The sequence below is a fragment of the Amycolatopsis sp. DG1A-15b genome (assembly GCF_030285645.1).
Lineage (GTDB): Bacteria > Actinomycetota > Actinomycetes > Mycobacteriales > Pseudonocardiaceae > Amycolatopsis.
This window is the reverse complement of the sequence record NZ_CP127296.1, coordinates 3,598,733-3,620,186: the sequence shown is the minus strand read 5'-3', so window position 1 is coordinate 3,620,186 and position 21,454 is coordinate 3,598,733. Positions and strand designations below refer to the sequence as shown.

Sequence of the window (21,454 nt, the reverse complement as noted above, 5' to 3'; positions counted from 1 at the left end):
CAGCCGGGCCTCAGAAGTCCGCGTTCTTGCCGATGTAGAGCTCCGCGAACGCCGCCGCGGCCGCGGGCGAACCGAGCAGGCGGCGCATCCGGGCTTCCGCGATGCGCGCCCCGAACGGATTCTCGCCCGCGGCCGCGGTGTGGTGGAAGATGTCCGACAGCCACAGCGAAAACTCCTGGTACTGCCACACCAGCGGCAGGCACGCGGCGGAGTAGCCGGCCAGCGGCGCCGGGTCGCCCGCGTAGTGCGCCTCGAACGCCTCGGTGAGCAGGAAAGCGTCGTGCAGGGCGAGGTTCATGCCCTTCGCCGCGATCGGCGCGACCAGGTGCGCCGCCTCGCCCGCGAGGTGCAGCCGGCCGTGCGACATCGGCTCGACGACGTAGTTGTGCATGTCGAGGATGCGCTTCTCGAAGAGCTTGCCCTCGATGACCTCCCCGCCGGGGACGGCCAGCCGGGCGTGCAGCTCCTGCCACACGCGCTCGTCGGGCCAGTCCGCCTCGGTCTCGCCGGGCGCGGTCTGCAGGTAGAACCGCGTCACCGCCGGCGTGCGCGCCATGTGCGCGGCGAACCCGCGCGGGTGGATGCCGAACAGCACGCCGTCGGCGGACGGTGGTGCCTCCGCGAGCAGCGCCAGCCAGCCGATTCCGTAGTCGTGGTGGGCTTTCACCGTCGATTCCGCCGGCAGGTAGCCCTGGCAGACGCCGCGGGCGCCGTCGCAGCCGACGACGAAGTCGCAGTCGATCCGGTGCTCGCCGCCGCCGGCCCGGAACGTGACGGCGGGGGAGTCCGACGTCAGGTCGTGCAGCTCGACGTCCGAGACCTCGAAGACCGCCTCACCACCGGCGCCGGTGTACTGCGCAACCAGATCGGTCACCAGAAGCTGTTGCGGGTAGACGAAATGCCGCTGCCCGGTGACGTCCCCGTAGCGGAAGACGTGCCGCTGCCCGGCGAACCGGAACTCGAACTTCTCGTGCCGCGGCGCCTTCGCGACGAGCCGCTCGCCGAGGCCCCGCCGTTCGAGCCCGCGGACCGCCCACTCCTCGATGAACCCGGCCCGCGGCCGCTGTTCGATGAACGCCCGGCTCCGCGCCTCCAGCAGCACACAGCCGATCCCCGCGCGCCGCAGGAGGTTCGCCACCGTGAGTCCGGCCGGGCCCGCCCCCACCACGGCCACCGCCGTGCGCCTCGCCACCATGCGCCCGAGGGTAGCGCGAACCGGACGAACCGCTCAGTAGTAATGCCGCAGCTGGGGCCACGCCTGCGACCACGGCCGCGTCAGCGTGCACAGCGAAAGCACGACCCCTTCCTCGTCGTTGCCGACGCCTTCGGCGTTGTGGTGCTTGGCGACCGCTCGGCAGCCGGTGATCAGCCTCGACGCAGGCGAGCCGGGCCGGACCCGCCCGATCAGCAGCACCGGGCCGACCAGCCGGTCCGGGGGCGGTCCCCAGTCCGCGTACGACATGTGCGGCGAGTACGGCTGCGGCAGCCCGAGTCCGGGACCGTAGCGCTCGATCGCCCCGGCCTCGCCGTAGTTGCCGGCGAGGATGACCGCGGTGTCGCGGTCGGCGTCCGGGATCCGCCGCCACGCACCCGCGACGCTGCCGGCGAAGTCCGGCCAGCCGACCTGCTCGCCCGGCTCCTTGTTCATCGCCAGCAGCGGGCCGTTCAGCGCCGAGGCCGGGACGACCGGGAGTCCGATGAGGACGGACACGGCCACGCACACCGCGGCGGCCGCGCCGGTGAGCGCCCGCCGGAGGGTCCCGCCCCGGCCCAGCCACCGCAGCACCGGTTCCGCGCCCAGTGCCACCAGCGGCAGCAGCAGCGGCACCGAGTAGTACGGCTTCCCGCCGAGCACCAGGAGCTCGACGCAGACCACCGGGTAGGCGATGGCCAGCGGGCGCGCCCAGCACAGAGCGGGGTCACGCCACGGCCGCACGAGCCCGGCGATCCACACCGGCACCAGCACCGGCGAAAGGAGGAGCAGCTGCATCGGCACGAACAGGAGGCGGTTCTCGGCGCCGTCGTCCTCGCTGATCCCGCCGGCCACGGTGAGCATCGGCCAGCCGTGCGACGCCTGCCAGAGCACCACCGGGGCCGCCAGGACGGCGGCGACCCCGATGCCGGCGGCGAGCCACCAGGTCCGCAGCACCCGGCGCGGCCCGGCGATGGCGACGCCGATGCCGAGCCCGGACAGCAGGAGCAGGACGAGCCACTTGTTCGCCAGGCCGAGCCCGGCGGCGGCACCGACGGCGAGCCACCACCGGCCGTCGCCGGTGCGCAACAGCCGCAGGCCGCACAGCGCGATCACCGACCACAGCAGCACGTCCGCGGAGTTGGTCGCCAGCATGTGCGACACGACCAGGACGTAGGACGACAACGCGGTCGCGATCGCGGTGAACAGCTGGACGCCGCGGCCGCCGCCGAACTCGCGGGCGATCAGCGCGACGACCACCACGGTCGCCATGCCGAGCAGGGTCGCGATCACCCGCAGACCCGCGGGCGTCTCGCCGAACAACGCCGTCGACGCCCGGGCGAGCCACGGCGTGATCGGCGGGTTGTCGACGTACCCCCAGTCCGGCCGGCGGCCCGCGGCGACGAAGTACAGCTCGTCGCGGTGGAAGCCGTAGCGCCCGGACAAGGCCGTCAGCACGACGGCCTGGACGGCGACGACGATCCCCACTGGCAGCGCGGCGAACCGCGGCTGTGACAACCGGGCCTCCGGCCCGGGCCGGGGGCTCCGCCACCCGGACCCCCGAAAAGCGCGCGCACGACCGGCCCCCATGGCAGTCTCCCCTCGGCGTGCCCGGGATCGTACGCGGTCGATCAAGCTTCCGGGAGCGTTCCGAGGAATTCGCCGCCCGCGTCGGCGACCAGTTCGGCGAGGGTCTGCGCGCGGCGAAGCGGCGTGAACTCGACGTCGCCGTGGCCGGACACGGTGAACCCGTACACGGCCGGGCGCGGCAGCGTGTTGTACGCGTAGTGCGCGCCGAAGTAGTACGCGCCGGTGTCGTGGGCGACGACGAGGTCGCCCGGTTCGAGCAGCGGCAGCGGCCGCTCGCGGGCGAGGAGGTCGCCGGCGAAGCACAGGGGACCGGCGACGTCCTGGGGCACCTCGGATCCCGTCTTCGGGACCCCGGTGGCGTCGAACGCGCCGATCCGCAGCGGCCAGTGCTCCGGCTGCAGCACCGTGCGCGCCGCCACCTGGCCGCCCGCGTGCGTCACGGCGATGTGCCGGCCTCCGGCGACCTTCGTGTACTCCACCGTGCTGACGAGGAAGCCGCTCTTCGCCAGCAGGGAGCGGCCGAACTCGGTGACGAACGCGTAGCGCCCGTCGGCCAGGGCCGGGACCCGCGCCAGCAGCGTCGCGACGTAACCGGCGTACGTCGGGCCGGGCTCGTCGGAGGTGAAGTCCACCGGCAGGCCGCCACCGATGTCGAGACTGGTGACCTGCCGGTACCCGGCCTCGGCGTTGATCTCTTCGGCGAGTTCGTGCGCCGCGGCGACGCCGTCGGCCATCAGCTCCGGCGGGCAGCCCTGCGAGCCGACGTGGACGTGCAGCCGGGTCAGCCACGGCCGGTGCGCGAAGGACTCGAGCAGCAGTCCCCGGTTTCCGTGGTCCCGCAACGGGATCCCGAACTTCGACGCCGAGGTCGCGGTGCTCGTGTCGCCGATCCGGCCGGCCCCGACCTGCGGGTTGATCCGGACACCCAGCACCGACCGCGGTGATGTCGCGCCGACCAGTGCGTCGAGCCGGGCGAGCTCCTGGAAGTTGTCGGCGTTGACCGCCGTGCCCTCGGCCAGTGCGTGCGCGAGCTCGGCGGTCGTCTTGGCGGGGGAGTCGAGCACCAGCCGCGGGCCGCGCAGGCCCGCGGCCTCCGCGACCGCCGTCTCGCCCGGGCTCGCGACCTCGGCGTCGATCCCGAGGTCGCCGAGGAACCGCAGGAGGGGCGCCAGGCCGCACGCCTTGGCGGCGACCGTGTGCTGGACCCGCCCCAGCGGCGCGAACGCCTTCGTCAGGTCTTCGACGGCTTCGCGGACGGCGGTGAGGTCGACGAACCCGGCCAGCGGGGCGGCGAGCCGCCGGTCCGCCGCGGCGGCCAGGGCGAGCAGCTTGCGGTCGGTGCGGGTCAGGGGCGCGCTGGTCGTGGTCATGGTCCCAGAACAGCAGCGTGCGGGCCGCCCGGTCCAAGACTTCGCCCCGATGAAATCATAGGACCGCCCTATAATGGGCGGGTGGATCTTCGCCGATGGCACTACTTCGCCGTGCTCGCCGAGGAGATGCACTTCACGAGGGCGGCCGCCCGGCTGTTCGTCTCCCAGCCGTCGCTGAGCCAGCAGATCCGCGCCTTCGAGGCGGACCTGGGTGTCGCGCTGCTCGACCGCACGGGCCCGCGCTTCGCGCTGACCGGCGCCGGGCGCGTGGCCGCCGCCGAGGCACGCGACCTGCTCGACCGGCTGGACCGCGCCCGGGGCGCGATCACCGCGGCGGGCCGGGGCGACGCCGGGCGGCTGCGGATCGCCTACACGCGTTCGGCGCCCGGGCCGCCGGCCGGCGATCTGGTCGCGGCTTATCGCGAGCGGTACCCGGACGTCGAACTTGCCCTGGAAACGGGCTGGACCAGCCTGAACCTGGCCCGGCTGGCGGCGGGCGAGATCGACGTCGGCTTCGTGCGGCCGCCGGTCACCGCCCCGGGCATCGAGGTCGCGGTGGTCGGCTCGGAGGAGGTCCTGCTCGCGCTGCCGTCGGCGCATCCCCTTGCCCGCCGCCGCGGCCGGGTGCGGCGGGCCGCGATCGCCACCGAGCCGGTGGTGTTCTGGCCGCGGGAGAACGGCCCCGGCCAGTACGACGCGATCAGCGGCCAGGTCTGGCCCGGCGGGCTGCCCCCGATCGTCCGCGAAGAACCGGAGGACGAGCAGCTGATGCGCGCGGTCGCCGAAGGCGCGGGCCTCGCGGCGGTCCCGGAACACCGGGCACGGGCGCTGCGCCGCCGCGGCGTGGTGCTGCGCCGGCTGGACGACCCGCCACCGAGGATCGACGTGGGCCTGGCGTGGCGGTCCGGCTCGGCGTCCCCGGTGGTGCGGGCCTTCGTGGACCTGGCCACTGGGCAGCGCCAGTCCGCGACGTGAGCGTGGCCTGACCTCGCCGCCGCCCGGAGAAGCTAGTCCAGGCCGAGGGCCGAGCGCACCGCCGTGACCACGCCCGGGTGGCCGAGCGGCAGCGGCGGCGGCACGCGGTCTTCCGGGCTCTCGGTGCTCGACGCGATCACCCGCACCTCCGTGCCCGCCTCGCGCAGCTTGGCGACGACGTCGTCGTGTTCGGCGAGCCAGGCTTCGTTGGCCTGGGCGGCGTCGTCGGAGGCGAGGAACGCGTCCGAGGCCGGGTCGACCAGCAGCAGGTGGGTCGCCGCGCCCGGGTGCCGTTCGACGATCTGCAGCGCTTCCGCCGCGAACGGGCCGCCGGCCACCACGGCGATCTCGGGATCACCCGGGCCGGCGTCGCCGAGGAGGTCGTCGGCTTCGGTCAGCGCGCCGCCGGCGGGTACCCGGCACCAGAAGACGGCTCGCTTCTCCGCCAGCGGCCGCCAGGTCGCCGGCAGTTCGTCGTGCTTCGCGGCGCCTGCCGGGTCGAGGACGATCACCTTGGCGCCCGACGGGTCCCCGGCGACCACCACGGCGGGGCCTTCGGAACGGATGGGTTCGGGTTCGGCGGGCATGAGCTTTCCTTTCACCGAAAGGGATTCAGCGACGGGGGAGTTCCGGGCTGTCCGTGTCGAGCGGCACGGCGCCGGAGCGGACGAGTCCCAATTGGACGGTCTGGCGGCCGGTCAGCGCCTCCAGGACCCAGTCGGCGGCCGTGCGCACGCGGTTGCCCGGCATCGCCATGAGGTGGTAGCCGCGCGTCACGGCCTTCGCCGGGCGCCCGGACAACGGGATGTGCAACGGGTTCGCCGCGGCGGCGCCGGCCCCGAGATCGACGACGAAGCCGAGGTCGTGGTGCCGGTAGGTGCCGCGGCGGCCGTACCCGAGCGACGCCGCCACGTTGCGCCCGGCGAGCTTGCCCTGCCGCTCGGCGTGCTGCGCGGTCATCGCGGTGTACTGGCCGGGGCGGGTGAGGTCGGGCACCGCGGCCGCGTCGCCGCAGGCGAAGACGTCGTCGCGGCCCGGCACGTTCAGCTGCTCGGTGACCACCAGCCGGCCCTTCGCGGTCTCGAGCCCGAGGCCGGCCACCAGCGGGTCCGGCCGCACGCCGACGCACCACACCAGGGTGCGGGTCGGCACGGCGTCGCCGTTGGTCAGCGTCACCCCTTTGGCGTCGGCGTGGTCGACCGACGTCTTCATCAGCACCTCGACCCCGCGCGAGCGCAGCACCCGGTCGGCGGTCCGGCCGAGCCGCCCGGCGAGCTCGGGCAGCACCCGCTCGGCGACGTCGAGCAGCAGCCAGCGGATCTGCTGCCCGGCCAGCTCGGGGTGGCGCGCGGCGAGCGCCGCGGTGAACGCGGGACCCTGCGCGGCGACCTCGGTGCCGGTGTAGCCGGCCCCGACCACCACGAACGTGCAGCGCGCTTCGCGTTCGGCCGGGTCGTCGGCCGCGGCGGCCAGTTCGATCTGCCGGGTGATGTGGTCGCGCAGGTACAGCGCCTCCGGCACGCCGCGGAACCCGTGCGCGTACTCCGGGACGCCCGGAATCGGCAACAGCTTGTTGACGCTGCCCGCGGCCAGCACCAGCCGGTCGTACCCGATCCGGTGTTCGTTGTCCTCGGGATCGGTGTAGGTGACGTGGCGGGCATCGAAGTCCACCCCGGTGGCCACGCCGAGGAGCAGGCGGACTCCGCGCAGCGTCTCGGGGATCGAGACCGCGACTCGCCGCGGGTCGAGGATGCCGGCCGCCACTTCGGGCAGCAACGGCAGGTAGAGGAAGTAATCCGTCGGGTTCAGCACGACGACTTCGACGTCTTCGCCGGCTTCCTTCCGAAGGCTCTTCGCCGCGTGGTATCCGGCGAAACCGCCGCCGACGATCACGACACGCATGGATCTCCTCCCGGGGCCGGATATCCGTCCCGAACGGATTACCCGAGGTCGGAGCCGGGAAACCCGCGGGGTTGACCTCACCGCCCAGGGGCGTACGGTCAGGTGAGTTGGCTGTTGTTCAGACACGTGCTCCGGTCAGCGCCCCTGCAATGCTGAACCCAAGGGAGCGCCATGTACGACTGTTTCCGCACGATCTATGAACCCTCCGGCCTCACCGTCACCACCACCGAGCGGCCGGGTGGGGTCACCGTCCTCACCGTGGTCGGCGACATCGACGCCGCCACGGTCGGCACCCTCGACGAAGCCCTCGCCACCGGTGAGCGGCTGGTCGTCGACCTGACCCGGGTCGCCTTCCTGAGCTGCGCCGGGGTCCGCTCGCTGCTGCAGGCGCACGCCCGCACCGAACTCGCCGTCGTGCTCGGCGGCCACGCGGTCACCCGTTCGCTCGAAGCCACCGGCGCCGACCTGGTGCTGAAGATCCACCCCCGTGTCGGTGCCGCGCTCACCGGCCTGGCCCTCGAGCCCGGCCGGGAGGCGTGACCGCCCGGCGGACACGCCTCCCGCCGTCCACTCTGTGGTCGGCCGGCACGGTGGCCGGTCGTCGCTGTGGTCAGTCCTCGCCCGGCCAGTCGCCGGTCGCCTTGCGGTAACCGACGGCGCCCGCGCGTTCGGTGGCGGCCTTGACGGCACCGAAGATCGCCCCCTGCACCGCCGCCGCGATGACCACCTGACGCCAGGTGTAGTCGCGGTCGGTGGCGTCGGGGGCGTCGTCCTCCCCGGCCACGCGGCTCCAGACCTGCTTGAACACCTGGCCGGCGAGGATGCCGCCCAGGGCACCCACCACCCAGCTCAGCGGCTTGTAGAGCGCTTTGTTCACGAGTTCCTCCGGCGCAGGATCAGGCGGATCAGGATCAGCAGGCCCAGCACGCCGGCGAAGACCGGCAGCGGGTTGGCGCGGACGGCGTCGGCGCCCTGGCGGAACTTGACCGCGGTCGGCTCGTTCGTCACGTCGGCGACCTTCGCGGTCGCCTGGTCGAGCTTTTCGTCGACGTTCTCCTTGACCCTCGCCTTCACGTCGAGCTTCTGCCCGAGCGCTTCGAGGGTCTCGGTGAGCTCCTCCCGCGTGGCGTCCCGGTCGAGGCGTGCTTCCTCGGCGTTCTTCGGGAAGTCCCCGCTCATGTCCGCACTCCCTGCTTCACGGTGTCCACGTCTTCGCGGACGCCGCTGATCGCTTCTTCGGGCACCGGCGGCACCCCTTGCGTCACTTCCTTCTTGCCGACCAGGGCCGCGATCCCGGCCACGACGAACAGCGCGACCGCGACGATCACCGCCGCCAGCCAGCCGGGCAGGACCAGCGCGAGCGCCAGCACGGCCGCCGCGACCAGCGTGCCGGCCCCGAGGAACGCGAACAGCCCTGCGGCACCGAACAACCCGGCGCCGAGGCCCATCTTCTTGCCCTTGCGCTGCAGTTCGAAGACCGCGAGCCGCATTTCGTCCCGGACGAGCCGCTTGACCTCGCCGGTCAGGTCCGTCACCAGTTCGCCGACCGAGCGGTCGGAAGCCGGTTTCTTGTTCACCTCTTCGATCACCGAACACCTCCTTGCCTGGCCGCCGTGTACCCGGCCCGGGCCGATGTCAACCGCGTCGCGTTTGACCGCCGGTGCACCGGGTAGCCGATTTGTGCCCTCAATGACGAGTACCGACCATCGACGAGGAGGAGTGCATGAGCACGATCACCGAAATCGTGGACGTGGAAGTCCCCGTTTCCACCGCGTACAACCAGTGGACGCAGTTCGAGGAATTCCCGCAGTTCATGGAGGGCGTCGAAGAGATCCGCCAGGTGGACGCCACCCACACCCACTGGGTGACGCGGTTCGGTGGCGTGACGCGCGAATTCGACGCGACGATCACCGAGCAGCACCCCGACGAGCGGGTCGCCTGGACGTCGGACTCCGGTCCGGACCACGCCGGCGTCATCACCTTCCACCGGCTGGACGACTCGCACACCCGGGTGACCGCGCAGATGGACATCGACCCGGAGGGCTTCGCCGAGAACGTCGCGGACAAGCTCGGCGTGCTCGACCGCCGCGTGAAGGGCGATCTCAAGCGGTTCAAGGAGTTCATCGAGCAGCGCGGCCGGGAGACCGGCAGCTGGCGCGGCGACGTGGACCGCCCGGGGCGGTAAACCCGCGGGTCACCCGTTCGGGGTGAGTTGTCGCGGCGGGGCGGGATCACCCGCCCCGCCGCGTTTCGCGTCCGGGGACCACCGGGTAGGCCGGATTCATGACGACCACCACAGCCGGCGTTCCCACCCTGGAGTTGAACAACACTGGACAAGGGCGTGGCGTGCGGATCCCGCAGCTCGGGTTCGGTGTTTTCCGGATCCCGCCGGAGGAAACCGCCCAGGCCGTGCGGACGGCGCTGGAGACGGGGTACCGCCACGTCGACACCGCACAGGCGTACCGCAACGAGGCCGGTGTCGCCGCGGGGATCGCGGAGTCCGGCGTGGCGCGGGAGGACGTGTTCGTCACGACGAAGCTGGCGAACGACGCGCACGGGCACGACAACGCGATCACCGCGCTCGAAGGCAGCCTGCGCCGGCTCGGCTTCGACTACGTCGACCTCTACCTGATCCACTGGCCGTTGCCGGCAAAGGACACGTTCGTCCGGACGTGGCTGGGCTTCGAAGACATCCTCCGGGCGGGCAAGGCCCGCGCCGTCGGCGTGTCCAACTTCCAGCCCGCCCACCTCGACCGCCTCGCCGAGGAGACGTCCCTGGTGCCCGCGGTCAACCAGATCGAGCTGCACCCGGCGCTGCAGCAGGCGGAGCTGCGCGAGTACCACCGGGCGCACGGCATCGCCACCGAGGCGTGGAGCCCGCTGGCGCAGGCCGGCGTGCTCGGCGACCCGGTGCTCACCGACCTGGCGGAAAAGCACGGGCGGACGGCCGCGCAGATCGTGCTGCGCTGGCACGTCCAGCTCGGGAACGTCGTCTTCCCGAAGTCGGTCTCACCCGGCCGGATGCGCGAGAACATCGACGTGTTCGGCTTCGAGCTCGACGACGAGGACATGGCGGAGATCGGCCGGCTGGACGAAGGCCGCCGCACCGGGCCGGACCCGGACACCTTCACCGCGTGACACCGGCGTTTCCCTGCGCGACCGGCCGGGTATTCCTCCGGCAAGGTCCCCCAGGAAGGAGCGTCCGGCATGACCACGAACGCGTACCTGTCGTTCCTCGCGATCGGCGTTGCGCTGGTCCTGATAGACGGGCAGATCATCTACCGCAGCGGCCGCCGGTACCTGGAGAACTCCTACGGCGACCCGGCGGCCGGCGCTTCGATGACCCGCCTGGTCACGGTGCTGTTCCACCTCGCGACGCTGGGGGTGCTGGCGCTGATCTCGACCGTCGACATGGGCGACAGCGACCTGCCCGGCGTGGTCGGGCGGATCGGGGTGTTGCTGCTGATCCTCGCCCTGGCCCACGCGATCACCCTCGGCGTCCTGGCCCGCATCCGCGGTGAGCAGGAGGTGGAGGCGGTCGTCCAGCGCGGCCCCCGGCCGCGGGTGGAGGCGGAGCAGCAGGGCACGACGGTCACCCCGGTGCCGGGTCAGGACGGCCGCTACCCGGCTGCCAGCCCGTCGCTGGAGCACCGGTCCCCGTATTCGGCCCAATAAAAGCGCACCCGATAAAGATCGGCTCCACCGAAAGCGCCGCTTTCTCGTGAAAGCGGCGCTTTCGGCGTGTCAGGCCTCCGCGGCCGGCAGATCCACTTCGGTGTGCCGGGCGGCGAGGGTCTTCGCCAGATCGGCGAGCTTGACGTTGAGGTCCTGCGACGCGCGGCGCAGCACGTCGAAGGCCTCGTCGGCGGTGATGCCGCGGCGCTGCATCAGGATGCCCTTCGCCTGCCCGATGACGTCGCGGCTGTCCACCGCCTGGCGCAGGTGCGCCGCTTCCAGCTCGGCCGAGGCCACGGCCTGGGTGTGGGCCAGCGCGAGTGACGCGTGCGTCGCCAGCAGCAGGGCGACGTCGATCGCCTGCGCGTCGAACGCGCCCGGGGTGCGCGAGTAGATGTTGAGCGCGCCGGACAGCCGGGGCGGGCGGACGTCCGGAAGCAGGGCGGTGGCCAGCACCGAGTGGAAGCCGTGGCGGGCGGCGGCCGGGCCGAACGCCGGCCAGCGCGGATCCCGGCCCAGGTCCTGCGACCAGCCGACGGCCGGCCCGTCCGGCCGGGCCGACTCGACGCAGGGACCTTCGCCGTGGTCGTACTGCACCTGGTCGAGCCGTTCGGCGATCGGATCCGTCCCGACCGGGGTGTGGAAGGTGCCGTCGGCGTCCCGCAGGGTGACGCTGACCAGGTGGGCGTCCGGGATGAGCGCGGTCGCGGCTCCGACGACGAGTTTGAGCACCCCGCCGACCGTCGGCGTCACGTCGAGCAGGGTCCGCGTGAGGTCGGCGAACTGCCGGGCCAGCAGCCCCGGCTCCGGGTCACCGTCCCGCCTGAACCAGGCCCGTTCCCGGGCCCACTCCTCTTCGCCGACGCTCATGGGTCCTCACTGTCTACCGGATCGGGTGCTGGCCTTCATTCAACCCGATGCCGGGGCGCGCAGGGCGGCACGGGCCCGGTCGACGAACCCCGGTCCCGGCCACAGCTGGTCGGCTTGGGGCACCCGGTCCGCGAGGTCGGGGTGGGGGAGTTTGGGCGCGGCCTCGCGGGTCTCGAGGACCTCTCGGCCCAGTTCGGCCTGCCGGTCGGGGGAGCAGGTGCGCCCGATCTCGCGCACGGCCGCGGCGCCCTCCTCGCGGACGTGCCGCCGCACGGCGCGGATCAGCCCGCCCAGCAGGCGTTCGAACCGCGTCTCCTGCGGCCCGGCGCCTTCGAGCTGCCGCATCAGGCGGTCGGCTTCGGCGAGGTCGCCGTCGCCGTCGAGGTAGGGCTCCTCGGCGACGGAGTGCCGGACCAGCTCCGCGATCAGGTGATCGGCGAGGTCCTTGCGGTTCTCCGGACTGCCCTGGCCGAGCTCGAGCTCGGTGCAGAGCCGGTCGAGTTCGCGGTGGTCGCCGGCGAGGACGGTCGTCAGGTCGGTTGCGGACTGGTTGCCGTTCATGCACTCTCCTGGTCCGGGCTCGGGTTCGCAGAGTGGGATACCCGCTGCTCCGGCGCCGAATCCCGTGTCAGCCGCGCGCCGGCCGGGTATTCAAAGGGCAACCGGCCCTCAGGGAGGACGAACCATGGCAGCGCCGTCGCAGGTGACCGAGCGCGAACGCAAGTACGAGATCGTCGCCGGCAGCGGGGTGCCCCGCCTGGTCGGCGTCGGCGGCGTCGAAACCCAGGACGACCCCGTGGAGCACGTCCTGGACGCGTCCTACTACGACACCGCCACGTTCCGGCTGGCCCGCAGCGGCATCACCCTGCGGCGGCGCGTGGGCGGCCCGGACGCCGGCTGGCACCTCAAGCTGCCGGTGTCGGCCGACGAGCGGCAGGAACTGCAGCTGCCGCTGGGCGGCGACGCGCACAAGGTGCCCGGCCGGCTGCGGCGCCTGGTGCGGGCGTACACGCTGGGGGAGAAGCTGGTGCCGATCGCGCACCTGCGCACCGACCGCTTCGCCCACCGCCTCGCCGGCGCGGGCGGCCGCACCGTCGCGACCCTCACCGACGACCACGTGACCGGGGAAGCCGGTGGCGCGACCGCGCGGCTCGACGAGTGGCGCGAACTGGAACTCGAACTGGACCCGGCGACCGAACCGGCGCTGCTCGGGGAGTTCGACCGCGCGCTGACCGCGGCCGGTGCCTCGGTGGCGCCGTGGCCGTCGAAACTGCGCCGCCTCGTCGGTGACCGCGTCCCGGCGCCGCCCCGGCTCGGCAAGAAGCCGTCCGCCGGCGACGTCGTGCTGGCGGCTTTGCACGAGCACTACGGCCGGTTGCGCCGGGCGGACGTCGGGGTGCGGCTGGACGCCGGCGATTCGGTGCACCAGATGCGCGTCGCGATCCGGAAGCTGCGAAGCACGTTTCGCACCTTCGGGTCGCTCGTCGACAAGAAGGAGACGGCGTCCCTCGTGGCCGAGCTGCAGTGGCTCGGCCGCCAGTTGTCGCCGGCCAGGGACACCGAGGTGACCGAGGAGCGGCTGCGCGAACAGCTCGACGCAGTGCCGTCAGAGCTCGTCTTCGGGCCGCTGCGCCAGTTCCTCACCCGCCACTTCGCCCGTGAGGCCGAGGAGGGGCGGGCTCGCGCGCTGGCGGCGCTGACCGGCAAGCGCTACGTGCAGCTGCTGCGCAGGCTGGACACCCTGCTGGAAGAACCACCGCTGACCGCGAAGGCGCGCAAGCCCGCGAAGGCCGGGCTGCGCAAGCCGCTGCGCAAGGCCGCCGAGAAGCTGAGCCGCGCCGAAGCGGCGGCCCGTGGGCTGACGGGCGACGAGCTGGAGAAGGCCCTGCACGACGTCCGCAAGAAGGCCAAACGGGCCCGCTACGCGGCCGACACCGTGAAGCCGGTGTACGGGAAAAAGCTGCGGAAGTGGCGCAAGAACGTCAAGGCCGTCCAGAGCACGCTGGGCGAGCACCAGGACACCGTGGTCGGCCGGGACGTCCTGCACCACCTCGCCATCGCCGGCCACGGCGAGGGGCAGAACACCTTCACCTTCGGGATGCTCCACGCCCGGGACGCGGGGCGGGCGGCGGAGCTGCGCGAGACGTTCACGCGGGAGTGGCGGCGGCTGCGGAAGGGCGGGCGTCCCGGCTGGCTGGGCTGAGCCGCCAGGAGGCGGCCGCTCCGGCCGCCTCCTAGCCTTCGCCGGTGAGCTTCCCGCGCAGCTGTTCCAGGGTTTGCGACAGCAGCCGGGAGACGTGCATCTGGGAGATCCCGACGCGGTCGGCGATCTGGGTCTGCGTGAGCCCGCCGAAGAACCGCATCACCAGGATCGCGCGCTCGCGCTTCGGCAGTTCCTGCAGCAGCGGCTGAAGGGCCTCGTGGTTCTCGACCATGGCCATCTCGTGGTCCGGTTCCCCCATGGTGTCCGCCAGCGACAACGCCTCCGCGTCGTCGTGCACCGGCTTGTCGACCGAGAGCGCCTGGTAGGCGTTGCCCGCGAGCAAGCCTTCGCGGACTTCGTCCACGTCGAGGTTCAGGTGCTCCGCCAGCTCGGTCGGCGTCGGGGCGCGGCCCAGGCGCTGGGAGAGCACCGCCGAGCCCTGGCTCAGCGAAAGGTGCAGCTCCTTGAGCCGCCGGGGGACCCGGACGGACCAGCCGGTGTCGCGGAAGTGCCGGCGGACCTCGCCCATGATGGTCGGCACCGCGAAGGACAGGAAGTCGTGACCCCGGGCGGGGTCGAACCGGTCGACGGCGTTGATCAGGCCGATCCGGGCCACCTGGACCAGGTCTTCCCGGGGCTCGCCGCGGCCGGAGAACCGGGTCGCGATGTGCTCGGCCAGTGGGAGCAGCTCGGTGACCAGCTGGCTCCGGACGACGTCCCGGCGCGGATCGTCGGCGTCGAGGTCGCCCAGTTCCTTGAACAGCGGCTCGCAGTGGGCATATTCGTCCGGGCGGTGGAGGAGGGTTTTCCGCTCGCTGCTCACGCGCTCGTTCCCGGGTTGAGCACCAGCTCGATCGTGACGATGCCCGCACCCCCGCCGGGAAGCGCGTCGCAGTAGGCGGTCACCGACCGGCTCAGGGTCGTCAGCACGTGCCACCCGAACGTGCGGTCGCTCGGCGGCCGCGGGTCACTCGATCGGGTCGAAACGATGACGTGCAAGCCGTCGGGGGCCAGGCGGAAGCGGCACTGCAGCTGCGAGCCCAGTTCGGCCAGCTGGACGAGCTGCGCGCACGCCTCGTCGACGGCCATCTTGGCGTCGGCGATGGCGTCGAGCCCGAAGTCCGCGCGCGAGACCACGCCGTGGGTGAGCATCCGGACCAGCGGGATCTGCTCCGCCATGGCGGGGAGCCGCAGCTCGACGAGTTCGTCGAGCAGCTCGTCGACGGTCGGCTTGCCACCGAACGAGCTGTCGCTTCGAGTGTCTTCCATATGTGAGGTACTACCCATCCGGTGTAATGCTGACACTTGGTGATCAGGGATTTCGGGTTTCGTCACCGGCCCAGCGCCCGTTCGAGTTCCTTCTTGGTCATCTTCGAGCGGCCGTCGATGTTCTTCTTCTTCGCTTCGTTGTACAGCTGGTCCTTCGTCGGGCCGCCCGGGCCCTTGCGGTTGCCGGACCGCTCGCCGCCGCGCTGCTGCGGCGACTTGTCCTTCACCGACGTCTTGCTGGCCTCCCGGGATTCACCCGACTGGGCGCGGTTCTTGTTCACCGTGCGGGCCGCGATCTCCTTGGCCCGCTTCGTGCTCGCACCGCGGTCCTCGGCCGAGTCCTTGATGTGCTCATACTGGCGTTCGCGCTTGCCGCTCCACGACTGAGGCATGTCCGCTCCCTTCGTCCCGCGGGCGAGTACCCGCTTGATCACGGGGTAAACGTCCCGGTCGGGTGGTTACCCACCGCGGACCACGGGTACGCGGAGAGCTGTGACAACCGGGGCTCCGCCCCGGGCCGGGGGCTCCGCCACCCGGAACCCCCGAAGAGCAGCCGATGCGAGAGGAGGGCCGATGCGGATCGGCTACACCCTGATGACCGAGCAGGCAGGCCCGAACGATCTGGTCCGGTTCGCCGCCGAGGCGGAACGGGCCGGCTTCGACTTCGAGGTCATGAGCGACCACTACTCGCCCTGGCTGGACGAACAGGGCCACGCGCCCTACGCCTGGGCCGTGCTGGGCGCGGTCACCCAGGTGACCGAACGCGCCGAGCTGATGACCTACGTGACCTGTCCGACCATGCGCTACCACCCGGCGGTGGTCGCGCAGAAGGCGGCGACCGTGCAGGCGCTCTCCGGCGGCCGGTTCACCCTCGGGCTCGGCGCGGGGGAGAACCTCAACGAGCACGTCATCGGCCGCGGCTGGCCACCGGCCAACGTCCGGCACGAGATGCTCGCCGAGGCCGTGCAGATCATCGGCGGCCTGTTCGACGGCGGCTACTTCGACTACGAGGGCAAGCACTTCCGGGTCGACTCGGCGAAGCTGTGGGACCTGCCGGAGAGGCGGGTGCCGATCGGCGTCGCGGTGTCCGGTTCGCAGTCGGTCCGGCGGTTCGCCCCGGTCGCGGACGCGATGATCGCCGTCGAGCCGAAGGTGGAGCTTTCCCAGGAGTGGGACGCGACGAAGCTGGGCGGCGCGCCGAGCCGCAAGATCGGGCAGCTGCCCGTGTCGTGGGGCACCGACCGCGACGCCGCCGTGAAGCGCGCGCACGAGCAGTTCCGCTGGTTCGCCGGCGGCTGGAAGGTCAACGCCGAGTTGCCGGGACCGGCCGGGTTCGCCGGGGCGACGCAGTTCGTCCGCGAGGACGACGTCGCCGGCTCGATCCCGTGTGGCCCGGACGTGGAGCCGATCGCCGAGGCGGTGCGGGAGTTCGAGAAGGCGGGCTTCACCGACGTGGCGCTGGTCCAGATCGGCGGTGACCAGCAGGAGGGCTTCCTCGACTTCGCCGAGAAGGAGCTGCTCCCGGCCTTGCGTGGATGAGCACTGCGTGAACAGGCGCTGTGTGAACAGGCACTGTGTGAACAGGCACTGTGTGGGCAGGTGCCGCACGGGTGGGTGCACGACGCCGGCTCAGGCCGGCGCGGGGGCGGGCCGTTGATCGGCCACGGCGAGGCGCCGGTCCGCCCCGGTCACCTGCAGGGCCCGCCGCACCACCGCATTGGCCCCGGTGACCACGAGCAGCTCGGTGCCGCCCTGTCCGGCCTGCAGTGCCGCGTGCAGCAGCACCCGGACCCCGGCCACGCCGAGGAAGTCCACTTCGGACAGATCGACGACCAGCCGTCCCGGCGTCGCCCACAGCCGGTCGGAGAGGAGCGTGGCGAGGTCGGCCGCCGTCGCGCTGTCGAGGTCGCCGCGGGCGGTCACCAGGACCGCGTGCGGGGCCGGCCACGCCGTGCGCAGCCGGAGGTTGGGGTGCCGGGCTCGGGGAAGGTTCATGCCGTTCGCCGCCGTCCTGGTGCGGCGCGGCCGCAGCGCCGCGCCCTGGGGGTTCGAGCGGCTGCTGGTTGAACCGTACGGCCGAGCCTAACCCTGCGCCCACGGCTCGCAACCGTCGTTGCTCCGAACGGGCGTGCGCCGCGCCGCGGCGGTGACCGCTCGTGCCCGGCTCCGGCTGGATGCAGTAATCTCGCGCTGGACCCGTTAAAGCGCTAGCGGCCCACTGGTGGCGCGCGCCCGGGTCCCCCCTGGTTGAGAGCGCCCTGTCGGAAGAAGGAGGGGCGTTCCCAGGATGACGGGCGGCCATGAGCAGCTGACCGCGCGGCTGGACGAAGTCACGCTCGCGATGGAGTCGCTGACCGCGATGCTGGACAGCGAACTCGACCTCGGGCAGATGCTGCAGGCGGTGTGCGACCACGTCGTGCAGGTGGTGCCGGGGGCCGACATGGCGAGCATCACCCTGGTGCGCGAAGGCGTGCCGGAGACGGTGGCCAGCACCGACCAGCGGGCGGTGAACTTCGACCGCGAGCAGTACCGCATCGGGGACGGACCGTGCCTGCGCGCCGCGGAGACGGGCCAGCCGGTCCGCGTCGGCGTCGGCGCGGTCGGGGATCTGTGGCCGCAGTTCGTCACGTCGGCCGCGCAGCTGGGGGTGGCCAGTTTCCTCGCCGCGCCGCTGACGGTGGACGAGGACATGTCCGGTGCGGTGAACCTCTTCGGGTTCGGCGAGCACGGCTTCAGCGAGCTGGGCACCAAGATCCTCGAGCTGTACACGGCGACGGTGGTGATCGGCCTGCGCAGCGCGCGACGGTACTTCGCGGCCCGCGAACTGGTCGACCAGCTCAACCGCGCGCTGGAGACCCGCGCGGTGATCGACCAGGCCAAGGGCATCCTGATGGCGGCGCACCGGATCACCGCGGAGGAAGCCTTCCAGCGCCTGGTGAAACGTTCGCAGGACGGCAACCGGAAGCTCCACGAGGTGGCGGCGGAGTTCGTGGCGGCGGTGGCGACGACGACGCCGTGACCCGGCCGCGTCCAGGCCGCCCGTGTCCTAGCCGGCCGGGACCTCGTCCGGGGGCGCCTCGGACTCGACCGGTGCCGGTTCCGGGCGGTGCTTGTTGCGCTGGCACGTCGTGCAGACCAGGGTGCGGCCCAGCACCGTGCCGTCGTCGGCGACGACCTGGGCCACGTGCATCGTCGGGAAGCCGCAGACCTCGCAGGGCAGTGAGCCGTCTTCGCGGCTGATGCGGAGCTGGGTGCCCATCCGGCCTCCTGCTGTGACGTGGGTCTCACCACCTTGCCGTGTTCACGGCCGGACTAGGCCGAATTCACTCGTTCGGCGTAGTCCGGCCGGGCCGCCGTGGCTCCCTCCGTGCCGGCTGTGTCGCGCGCGGTGATCCTGGGTAACCCGCCCGCGAACGGATTGCCGGAGGGGAGCGAACATGCGAGACAAGCGGAACGACCTGCGGCCGGTGGCGGACCTCCTCGTCGAGGGCGGGGACCCGGCGGAGCTGGCGCGCACGCGGCACAAGGCGGCGCTGGCCGTGGCGGCGCGGGCCAAGGACCCCGAGGACTGCGCGCGGCTGCTGGACATGCTGGGGCTGCACCGGACCGGCCGGCGCAGCACCGACGTCGCCTGAGGGCGGGGAGGACGACATGGCCCGACCGGTGTGGAGCGGCGCGCTGAGCCTGGGGCTGGTCACCGTGCCGGTGGAGCTGTACCCGGCGGTGGCGGACCACACGATCCACTTCCACCAGTTCGAACGCGGCACGTCGGACCGGATCCGCAACCGCCGCGTCAACGAACGGACCGGCGACGAGGTCACCCAGGACGAGATCGTCAAGGGTTACGACCTCGGCGGCGGCGACCACGTCCTGGTCGAACCGGACGAACTGGACGAGATCGCGCCCGAGCGGTCACGCCGGATCGACATCGAGCAGTTCGTCGAGCTCGACGAGATCGACCCGTGGTTCTTCGACAAGACCTACTGGCTCAAGCCGGCGAAGGAGGACTTCGCCAAGGCGTACGGCCTGCTGCTGCGGGCGATGGACCGCAGCGAGAAGGCCGGCGTCGCGAAGTTCGTGCTGCGCGGCAAGGAGTACCTCGCCGCCGTTCGCGCCGGCGAGGACGTCATGGTGCTCAACACGCTGCACTTCGTCGCGGACCTGCGCAAGCCCAAGGACGTCATGGGCAAGCTGCCGGAGCTGCCGAAGCCGCGGCCCAAGGAGCTCGACATGGCACTCGCGCTGGTCGACGAGATGACCGCACCGTGGAAACCCGAGGACTACCGCGACGAGTACTCGAAGCGCGTGGAAGAGCTGATCAAGGCCAAGGAGGCCGGCAAGGAGATCGCCCACGAAGAGGAGCCGGAGCCCTCGGCCGACGTGGTGGACCTGTTCGAGGCGCTTTCGCGCAGCGTGAAGAACCGCAAGAGCGGCGGCAAGCAGCCGAAGAAGAAGGCCGCGAAGAAGCCCGGGCCGTCCGGGTTGTCCGAGCTGTCGAAGGCGGACCTCGAGAAGCTGGCCCGCGAGCAGGGCGTGAAGGGCCGGTCGAAGATGACGCGCGCCGAACTCGAGAAGGCCCTGAAGGCGTCGTGACCGGCCCCGGCTGGCGCGAGCCGACCCTGGCCACGCTCACCGACCGGCGGTTCTCCGACGAGGGCTGGATCTTCGAGCGCAAGCTGGACGGCGTCCGCGCGATCTGCGTGCGCGACGCCGGCCGGCCGACCCTGTACTCGCGAAACCACAAGGTGATGGACAACGCCTACCCGGAGCTCGTCGAGGCCCTCGCCGCCCAGGGCGGCCCGCGGTTCGTCGTGGACGGCGAAATCGTGGCGTTCGACGGCGCCAACACCAGCTTCGCCGCGTTGCAGCCCCGGATCCACGTCAGCGACCCGGATCGGGCCCGCGCCACCGGCGTGCGTGTCTACTACTACCTGTTCGACCTGCTGTACCTCGACGACCAGGACACGACCGGGCTGCCGCTGCGGCAGCGGAAGGCGCTGCTGCGGGACGCGTTCGGCTTCGCCGGCCCGCTTCGGCTGTCGTCGCACCGCAACACCGAGGGCGAGAAGTTCTTCGAGGAAGCGTGCCGGCGCGGCTGGGAGGGCGTCATCGCCAAGCGGGCCGACGCGCCCTACCACCACGGGCGGTCACCCGACTGGCTGAAGTTCAAGTGCACGCAGGGCCAGGAGTTCGTCATCGGCGGCTTCACCGATCCCCAGGGCGCCCGCCACGGCTTCGGCGCGCTCCTGCTCGGCTACCACGAAGACGGCGCTCTCGAGTACGCCGGCAAGGTCGGCACCGGCTTCGACGAGCAGCTGCTGACGTCGCTGCACGCGCGGCTGCGGGAACGGGAGACGGCCCGGTCGCCGTTCGCCGGGCCGGTGAAGGAACCCGGCGCGCACTGGGTGCGCCCGGAGCTGGTGGCGCAGATCGGCTTCTCCGAGTGGACGCGGGACGGGCGGCTGCGGCACCCGCGGTTCGCCGGGCTGCGCGAGGACAAGAAGGCCGCGGACGTCGTACGGGAGCGCGCGTGAAGACTTCCCACCCGGACAAGGTGTTCTACCCCGACGACGGCCTGACCAAGGGCGATGTCGTCGAGTACTACCGCGCGGTGGCGGACGTCATGCTGCCGCACCTGCGCGGCCGCCCGCTGACGCTGCGGCGCTTCCCCGACGGCATCGGCAAACCGGGCTGGTTCCAGAAGCACCCGGGGGAGCACTTCCCGGACTCGATCCGGGTCGAGCGCGTTCCCCGGCGCGGCGGCGGCACCGACGAATACGTCGTGTGCGAGGACGCCGCGACGCTGGAATACCTGGCGAACCAGGGGACGGTGGAGTTCCACGTCTGGCTGTCCACAGTGGCCGCTCCGGAGCGGCCCGACCGGCTGGTGCTCGACCTCGACCCGCCGGACGGCACCCCGGTCGCCGAACTGCGCGCGGTCGCCCGGCGCATCCGCGACCACTACGAGCGGGTGGGGTTGACCGCGTTCGTCCAGGCGACCGGCGGCCGCGGGTTCCACGTCCTCGCGCCGCTGGACGCGAAGTCGGACACGGAGGTGGTGCTGGAGCTGTCCCGCGCCCTCGCCGACCGGGTCGCCGAGGACGACCCGGATCGGCTGACCACGGCCCAGCGCAAGGACAAACGCGGCGACCGGATCTTCCTGGACGCCAACCGCAACGGGTACGCCCAGACGTTCGTGGCCCCGTACTCGCTGCGCGCCCGCCCGGGTGCGGCGGCCGCGACCCCGCTGGACTGGCGGGAACTCGGGAAGGCGGACCCGGCCGGCTGGCCGCCGCGCAAGGAGAAGCAGCGGCTGGCCCGCAAGGAGGACCCCTGGCGGGACCTCGACGCGCATGCGGGCTCGGCCGAAGCGGCGCTGAAGCAGCTGAACTGAGGCCTGAACCGGCG

General features: G+C 72.3%; 27 protein-coding genes. 12 read left to right on the top strand and 15 right to left on the bottom strand.

The features are described 5' to 3' along the window. Positions 1-10 precede the first annotated feature (10 nt). The 3 genes from QRY02_RS16380 to QRY02_RS16370 form a co-directional block, all read right to left on the bottom strand. Positions 11-1,195 (bottom strand): 4-hydroxybenzoate 3-monooxygenase, encoded by a 1,185-nt coding sequence (locus QRY02_RS16380; RefSeq protein WP_285992384.1) that lies wholly within the window; start codon positions 1,193-1,195, stop codon positions 11-13. 33 nt (positions 1,196-1,228) lie between these two features. Continuing rightward, positions 1,229-2,710 carry an ArnT family glycosyltransferase gene (locus QRY02_RS16375; protein WP_285992383.1) on the bottom strand — a complete coding sequence of 494 codons (1,482 nt, stop codon included), beginning with the start codon at positions 2,708-2,710 and terminating at the stop codon, positions 1,229-1,231. 113 nt (positions 2,711-2,823) lie between these two features. After that, a complete protein-coding gene (locus QRY02_RS16370) occupies positions 2,824-4,152 on the bottom strand; it encodes a type III PLP-dependent enzyme domain-containing protein (protein ID WP_285992382.1) in 1,329 nt (442 codons plus the stop codon). 81 nt (positions 4,153-4,233) lie between these two features. On the opposite strand from QRY02_RS16370, the gene QRY02_RS16365 reads away from it, so the two are divergent. Further along, positions 4,234-5,127, top strand: coding sequence for a LysR family transcriptional regulator (locus QRY02_RS16365; protein WP_285992381.1), 894 nt, complete (start codon positions 4,234-4,236; stop codon positions 5,125-5,127). Between the two features lie 32 nt (positions 5,128-5,159). Here the strand turns inward: QRY02_RS16365 and QRY02_RS16360 are convergent, their stop codons facing one another. Then, positions 5,160-5,714, bottom strand: coding sequence for a hypothetical protein (locus QRY02_RS16360; RefSeq protein ID WP_285992380.1), 555 nt, complete (start codon positions 5,712-5,714; stop codon positions 5,160-5,162). 25 nt (positions 5,715-5,739) lie between these two features. Beyond that, positions 5,740-7,029: an NAD(P)/FAD-dependent oxidoreductase gene (locus QRY02_RS16355; RefSeq protein WP_285992379.1), complete on the bottom strand. Its 1,290-nt coding sequence runs from the start codon at positions 7,027-7,029 to the stop codon at positions 5,740-5,742. 171 nt (positions 7,030-7,200) lie between these two features. Here QRY02_RS16355 and QRY02_RS16350 point away from each other — a divergent pair, with 171 nt between their 5' ends. After that, positions 7,201-7,569, top strand: a complete 369-nt coding sequence (locus tag QRY02_RS16350; protein ID WP_285992378.1) for an STAS domain-containing protein — start codon at positions 7,201-7,203, stop codon at positions 7,567-7,569. Between the two features lie 70 nt (positions 7,570-7,639). On the opposite strand, the gene QRY02_RS16345 is transcribed toward QRY02_RS16350, so the two are convergent. The 3 genes from QRY02_RS16345 to QRY02_RS16335 are packed head-to-tail and all read right to left on the bottom strand — an operon-like array spanning position 7,640 to position 8,618. Continuing rightward, positions 7,640-7,906, bottom strand: a complete 267-nt coding sequence (locus QRY02_RS16345; RefSeq protein ID WP_285992377.1) for a DUF4235 domain-containing protein — start codon at positions 7,904-7,906, stop codon at positions 7,640-7,642. Further along, the gene (locus tag QRY02_RS16340; RefSeq protein WP_013227044.1) at positions 7,903-8,208 is read right to left on the bottom strand and encodes a DUF3618 domain-containing protein; all 306 of its coding nucleotides are present in this window, start codon (positions 8,206-8,208) and stop codon (positions 7,903-7,905) included. Before QRY02_RS16340 ends, QRY02_RS16345 begins: the two co-directional genes overlap by 4 nt. Beyond that, positions 8,205-8,618, bottom strand: a complete 414-nt coding sequence (locus tag QRY02_RS16335; RefSeq protein WP_285992376.1) for a phage holin family protein — start codon at positions 8,616-8,618, stop codon at positions 8,205-8,207. The genes QRY02_RS16340 and QRY02_RS16335 overlap by 4 nt, the downstream gene beginning before the upstream one ends. A 134-nt stretch (positions 8,619-8,752) precedes the next feature. Here QRY02_RS16335 and QRY02_RS16330 point away from each other — a divergent pair, with 134 nt between their 5' ends. The 3 genes from QRY02_RS16330 to QRY02_RS16320 all read left to right on the top strand — a co-directional run bounded on the left by QRY02_RS16330 (position 8,753) and on the right by QRY02_RS16320 (position 10,704). Beyond that, positions 8,753-9,214 carry an SRPBCC family protein gene (locus QRY02_RS16330; RefSeq protein ID WP_285992375.1) on the top strand — a complete coding sequence of 154 codons (462 nt, stop codon included), beginning with the start codon at positions 8,753-8,755 and terminating at the stop codon, positions 9,212-9,214. A 98-nt stretch (positions 9,215-9,312) separates the two neighbouring features. Then, on the top strand, positions 9,313-10,167 hold the full coding sequence (locus tag QRY02_RS16325) for an aldo/keto reductase (RefSeq protein WP_285992374.1): 855 nt from the start codon (positions 9,313-9,315) through the stop codon (positions 10,165-10,167). Between the two features lie 69 nt (positions 10,168-10,236). Further along, positions 10,237-10,704 carry a hypothetical protein gene (locus tag QRY02_RS16320; RefSeq protein ID WP_285992373.1) on the top strand — a complete coding sequence of 156 codons (468 nt, stop codon included), beginning with the start codon at positions 10,237-10,239 and terminating at the stop codon, positions 10,702-10,704. Between the two features lie 69 nt (positions 10,705-10,773). Here QRY02_RS16320 and QRY02_RS16315 read toward each other — a convergent pair whose 3' ends face one another. Then, complete coding sequence (locus tag QRY02_RS16315) at positions 10,774-11,574, bottom strand: GAF and ANTAR domain-containing protein (RefSeq protein WP_285992372.1); 801 nt, start codon at positions 11,572-11,574, stop codon at positions 10,774-10,776. 39 nt (positions 11,575-11,613) lie between these two features. Then, positions 11,614-12,135 (bottom strand): hemerythrin domain-containing protein, encoded by a 522-nt coding sequence (locus tag QRY02_RS16310; protein ID WP_285992371.1) that lies wholly within the window; start codon positions 12,133-12,135, stop codon positions 11,614-11,616. Between the two features lie 124 nt (positions 12,136-12,259). Between QRY02_RS16310 and QRY02_RS16305 the strand changes: the two genes are divergently transcribed. Beyond that, positions 12,260-13,777 (top strand): CYTH and CHAD domain-containing protein, encoded by a 1,518-nt coding sequence (locus QRY02_RS16305; RefSeq protein ID WP_285992370.1) that lies wholly within the window; start codon positions 12,260-12,262, stop codon positions 13,775-13,777. A gap of 31 nt (positions 13,778-13,808) precedes the next feature. Here the strand turns inward: QRY02_RS16305 and QRY02_RS16300 are convergent, their stop codons facing one another. The 3 genes from QRY02_RS16300 to QRY02_RS16290 form a co-directional block, all read right to left on the bottom strand. Continuing rightward, positions 13,809-14,600: a SigB/SigF/SigG family RNA polymerase sigma factor gene (locus QRY02_RS16300; protein ID WP_285992369.1), complete on the bottom strand. Its 792-nt coding sequence runs from the start codon at positions 14,598-14,600 to the stop codon at positions 13,809-13,811. After that, positions 14,597-15,046: an ATP-binding protein gene (locus QRY02_RS16295; RefSeq protein WP_285992368.1), complete on the bottom strand. Its 450-nt coding sequence runs from the start codon at positions 15,044-15,046 to the stop codon at positions 14,597-14,599. Before QRY02_RS16295 ends, QRY02_RS16300 begins: the two co-directional genes overlap by 4 nt. A 62-nt stretch (positions 15,047-15,108) precedes the next feature. Continuing rightward, entirely contained in the window at positions 15,109-15,438 is a 330-nt protein-coding gene (locus QRY02_RS16290; RefSeq protein ID WP_285992367.1) for a plasmid stabilization protein, read from the bottom strand. 181 nt (positions 15,439-15,619) lie between these two features. Between QRY02_RS16290 and QRY02_RS16285 the strand changes: the two genes are divergently transcribed. After that, positions 15,620-16,585: an LLM class F420-dependent oxidoreductase gene (locus QRY02_RS16285; protein WP_285992366.1), complete on the top strand. Its 966-nt coding sequence runs from the start codon at positions 15,620-15,622 to the stop codon at positions 16,583-16,585. A 90-nt stretch (positions 16,586-16,675) separates the two neighbouring features. On the opposite strand, the gene QRY02_RS16280 is transcribed toward QRY02_RS16285, so the two are convergent. After that, entirely contained in the window at positions 16,676-17,041 is a 366-nt protein-coding gene (locus tag QRY02_RS16280) for an STAS domain-containing protein (RefSeq protein ID WP_285992365.1), read from the bottom strand. 292 nt (positions 17,042-17,333) lie between these two features. Here QRY02_RS16280 and QRY02_RS16275 point away from each other — a divergent pair, with 292 nt between their 5' ends. Continuing rightward, positions 17,334-18,065: an ANTAR domain-containing response regulator gene (locus QRY02_RS16275; RefSeq protein WP_285992364.1), complete on the top strand. Its 732-nt coding sequence runs from the start codon at positions 17,334-17,336 to the stop codon at positions 18,063-18,065. A 27-nt stretch (positions 18,066-18,092) separates the two neighbouring features. On the opposite strand, the gene QRY02_RS16270 is transcribed toward QRY02_RS16275, so the two are convergent. Further along, positions 18,093-18,305: a hypothetical protein gene (locus tag QRY02_RS16270; RefSeq protein ID WP_285992363.1), complete on the bottom strand. Its 213-nt coding sequence runs from the start codon at positions 18,303-18,305 to the stop codon at positions 18,093-18,095. Positions 18,306-18,483: 178 nt separating this feature from the next. On the opposite strand from QRY02_RS16270, the gene QRY02_RS16265 reads away from it, so the two are divergent. Genes QRY02_RS16265 through ligD (QRY02_RS16250) form a run of 4 tightly spaced genes read left to right on the top strand, consistent with a single transcriptional unit; the run spans position 18,484 to position 21,440 of the window. Then, complete coding sequence (locus tag QRY02_RS16265) at positions 18,484-18,681, top strand: hypothetical protein (RefSeq protein WP_285992362.1); 198 nt, start codon at positions 18,484-18,486, stop codon at positions 18,679-18,681. Between the two features lie 16 nt (positions 18,682-18,697). Next, the gene (ku, locus tag QRY02_RS16260) at positions 18,698-19,639 is read left to right on the top strand and encodes a non-homologous end joining protein Ku (RefSeq protein ID WP_285992361.1); all 942 of its coding nucleotides are present in this window, start codon (positions 18,698-18,700) and stop codon (positions 19,637-19,639) included. Beyond that, positions 19,636-20,580 carry a non-homologous end-joining DNA ligase gene (gene ligD, locus QRY02_RS16255; RefSeq protein WP_285992360.1) on the top strand — a complete coding sequence of 315 codons (945 nt, stop codon included), beginning with the start codon at positions 19,636-19,638 and terminating at the stop codon, positions 20,578-20,580. The genes ku and ligD (QRY02_RS16255) overlap by 4 nt, the downstream gene beginning before the upstream one ends. Next, positions 20,577-21,440: a non-homologous end-joining DNA ligase gene (gene ligD / locus QRY02_RS16250; protein WP_285992359.1), complete on the top strand. Its 864-nt coding sequence runs from the start codon at positions 20,577-20,579 to the stop codon at positions 21,438-21,440. Before ligD (QRY02_RS16255) ends, ligD (QRY02_RS16250) begins: the two co-directional genes overlap by 4 nt. Positions 21,441-21,454: the final 14 nt, after the last annotated feature.

What these genes read in the sequence shown, in the direction of transcription:
- QRY02_RS16280 (WP_285992365.1), bottom strand. Translation starts at nt 17,041, where the DNA reads ATGAACCTTCCCCGAGCCCGGCACCCCAACCTCCGGCTGCGCACGGCG.
- QRY02_RS16305 (WP_285992370.1), top strand. Translation starts at nt 12,260, where the DNA reads ATGGCAGCGCCGTCGCAGGTGACCGAGCGCGAACGCAAGTACGAGATC.
- QRY02_RS16285 (WP_285992366.1), top strand. Translation starts at nt 15,620, where the DNA reads ATGCGGATCGGCTACACCCTGATGACCGAGCAGGCAGGCCCGAACGAT.
- QRY02_RS16340 (WP_013227044.1), bottom strand. Translation starts at nt 8,208, where the DNA reads ATGAGCGGGGACTTCCCGAAGAACGCCGAGGAAGCACGCCTCGACCGG.
- QRY02_RS16370 (WP_285992382.1), bottom strand. Translation starts at nt 4,152, where the DNA reads ATGACCACGACCAGCGCGCCCCTGACCCGCACCGACCGCAAGCTGCTC.
- QRY02_RS16265 (WP_285992362.1), top strand. Translation starts at nt 18,484, where the DNA reads ATGCGAGACAAGCGGAACGACCTGCGGCCGGTGGCGGACCTCCTCGTC.
- QRY02_RS16330 (WP_285992375.1), top strand. Translation starts at nt 8,753, where the DNA reads ATGAGCACGATCACCGAAATCGTGGACGTGGAAGTCCCCGTTTCCACC.
- QRY02_RS16270 (WP_285992363.1), bottom strand. Translation starts at nt 18,305, where the DNA reads ATGGGCACCCAGCTCCGCATCAGCCGCGAAGACGGCTCACTGCCCTGC.
- QRY02_RS16315 (WP_285992372.1), bottom strand. Translation starts at nt 11,574, where the DNA reads ATGAGCGTCGGCGAAGAGGAGTGGGCCCGGGAACGGGCCTGGTTCAGG.
- QRY02_RS16320 (WP_285992373.1), top strand. Translation starts at nt 10,237, where the DNA reads ATGACCACGAACGCGTACCTGTCGTTCCTCGCGATCGGCGTTGCGCTG.
- QRY02_RS16295 (WP_285992368.1), bottom strand. Translation starts at nt 15,046, where the DNA reads ATGGAAGACACTCGAAGCGACAGCTCGTTCGGTGGCAAGCCGACCGTC.
- ku (WP_285992361.1), top strand. Translation starts at nt 18,698, where the DNA reads ATGGCCCGACCGGTGTGGAGCGGCGCGCTGAGCCTGGGGCTGGTCACC.
- QRY02_RS16355 (WP_285992379.1), bottom strand. Translation starts at nt 7,029, where the DNA reads ATGCGTGTCGTGATCGTCGGCGGCGGTTTCGCCGGATACCACGCGGCG.
- QRY02_RS16310 (WP_285992371.1), bottom strand. Translation starts at nt 12,135, where the DNA reads ATGAACGGCAACCAGTCCGCAACCGACCTGACGACCGTCCTCGCCGGC.
- QRY02_RS16275 (WP_285992364.1), top strand. Translation starts at nt 17,334, where the DNA reads ATGACGGGCGGCCATGAGCAGCTGACCGCGCGGCTGGACGAAGTCACG.
- QRY02_RS16290 (WP_285992367.1), bottom strand. Translation starts at nt 15,438, where the DNA reads ATGCCTCAGTCGTGGAGCGGCAAGCGCGAACGCCAGTATGAGCACATC.
- QRY02_RS16360 (WP_285992380.1), bottom strand. Translation starts at nt 5,714, where the DNA reads ATGCCCGCCGAACCCGAACCCATCCGTTCCGAAGGCCCCGCCGTGGTG.
- QRY02_RS16350 (WP_285992378.1), top strand. Translation starts at nt 7,201, where the DNA reads ATGTACGACTGTTTCCGCACGATCTATGAACCCTCCGGCCTCACCGTC.
- QRY02_RS16380 (WP_285992384.1), bottom strand. Translation starts at nt 1,195, where the DNA reads ATGGTGGCGAGGCGCACGGCGGTGGCCGTGGTGGGGGCGGGCCCGGCC.
- QRY02_RS16325 (WP_285992374.1), top strand. Translation starts at nt 9,313, where the DNA reads ATGACGACCACCACAGCCGGCGTTCCCACCCTGGAGTTGAACAACACT.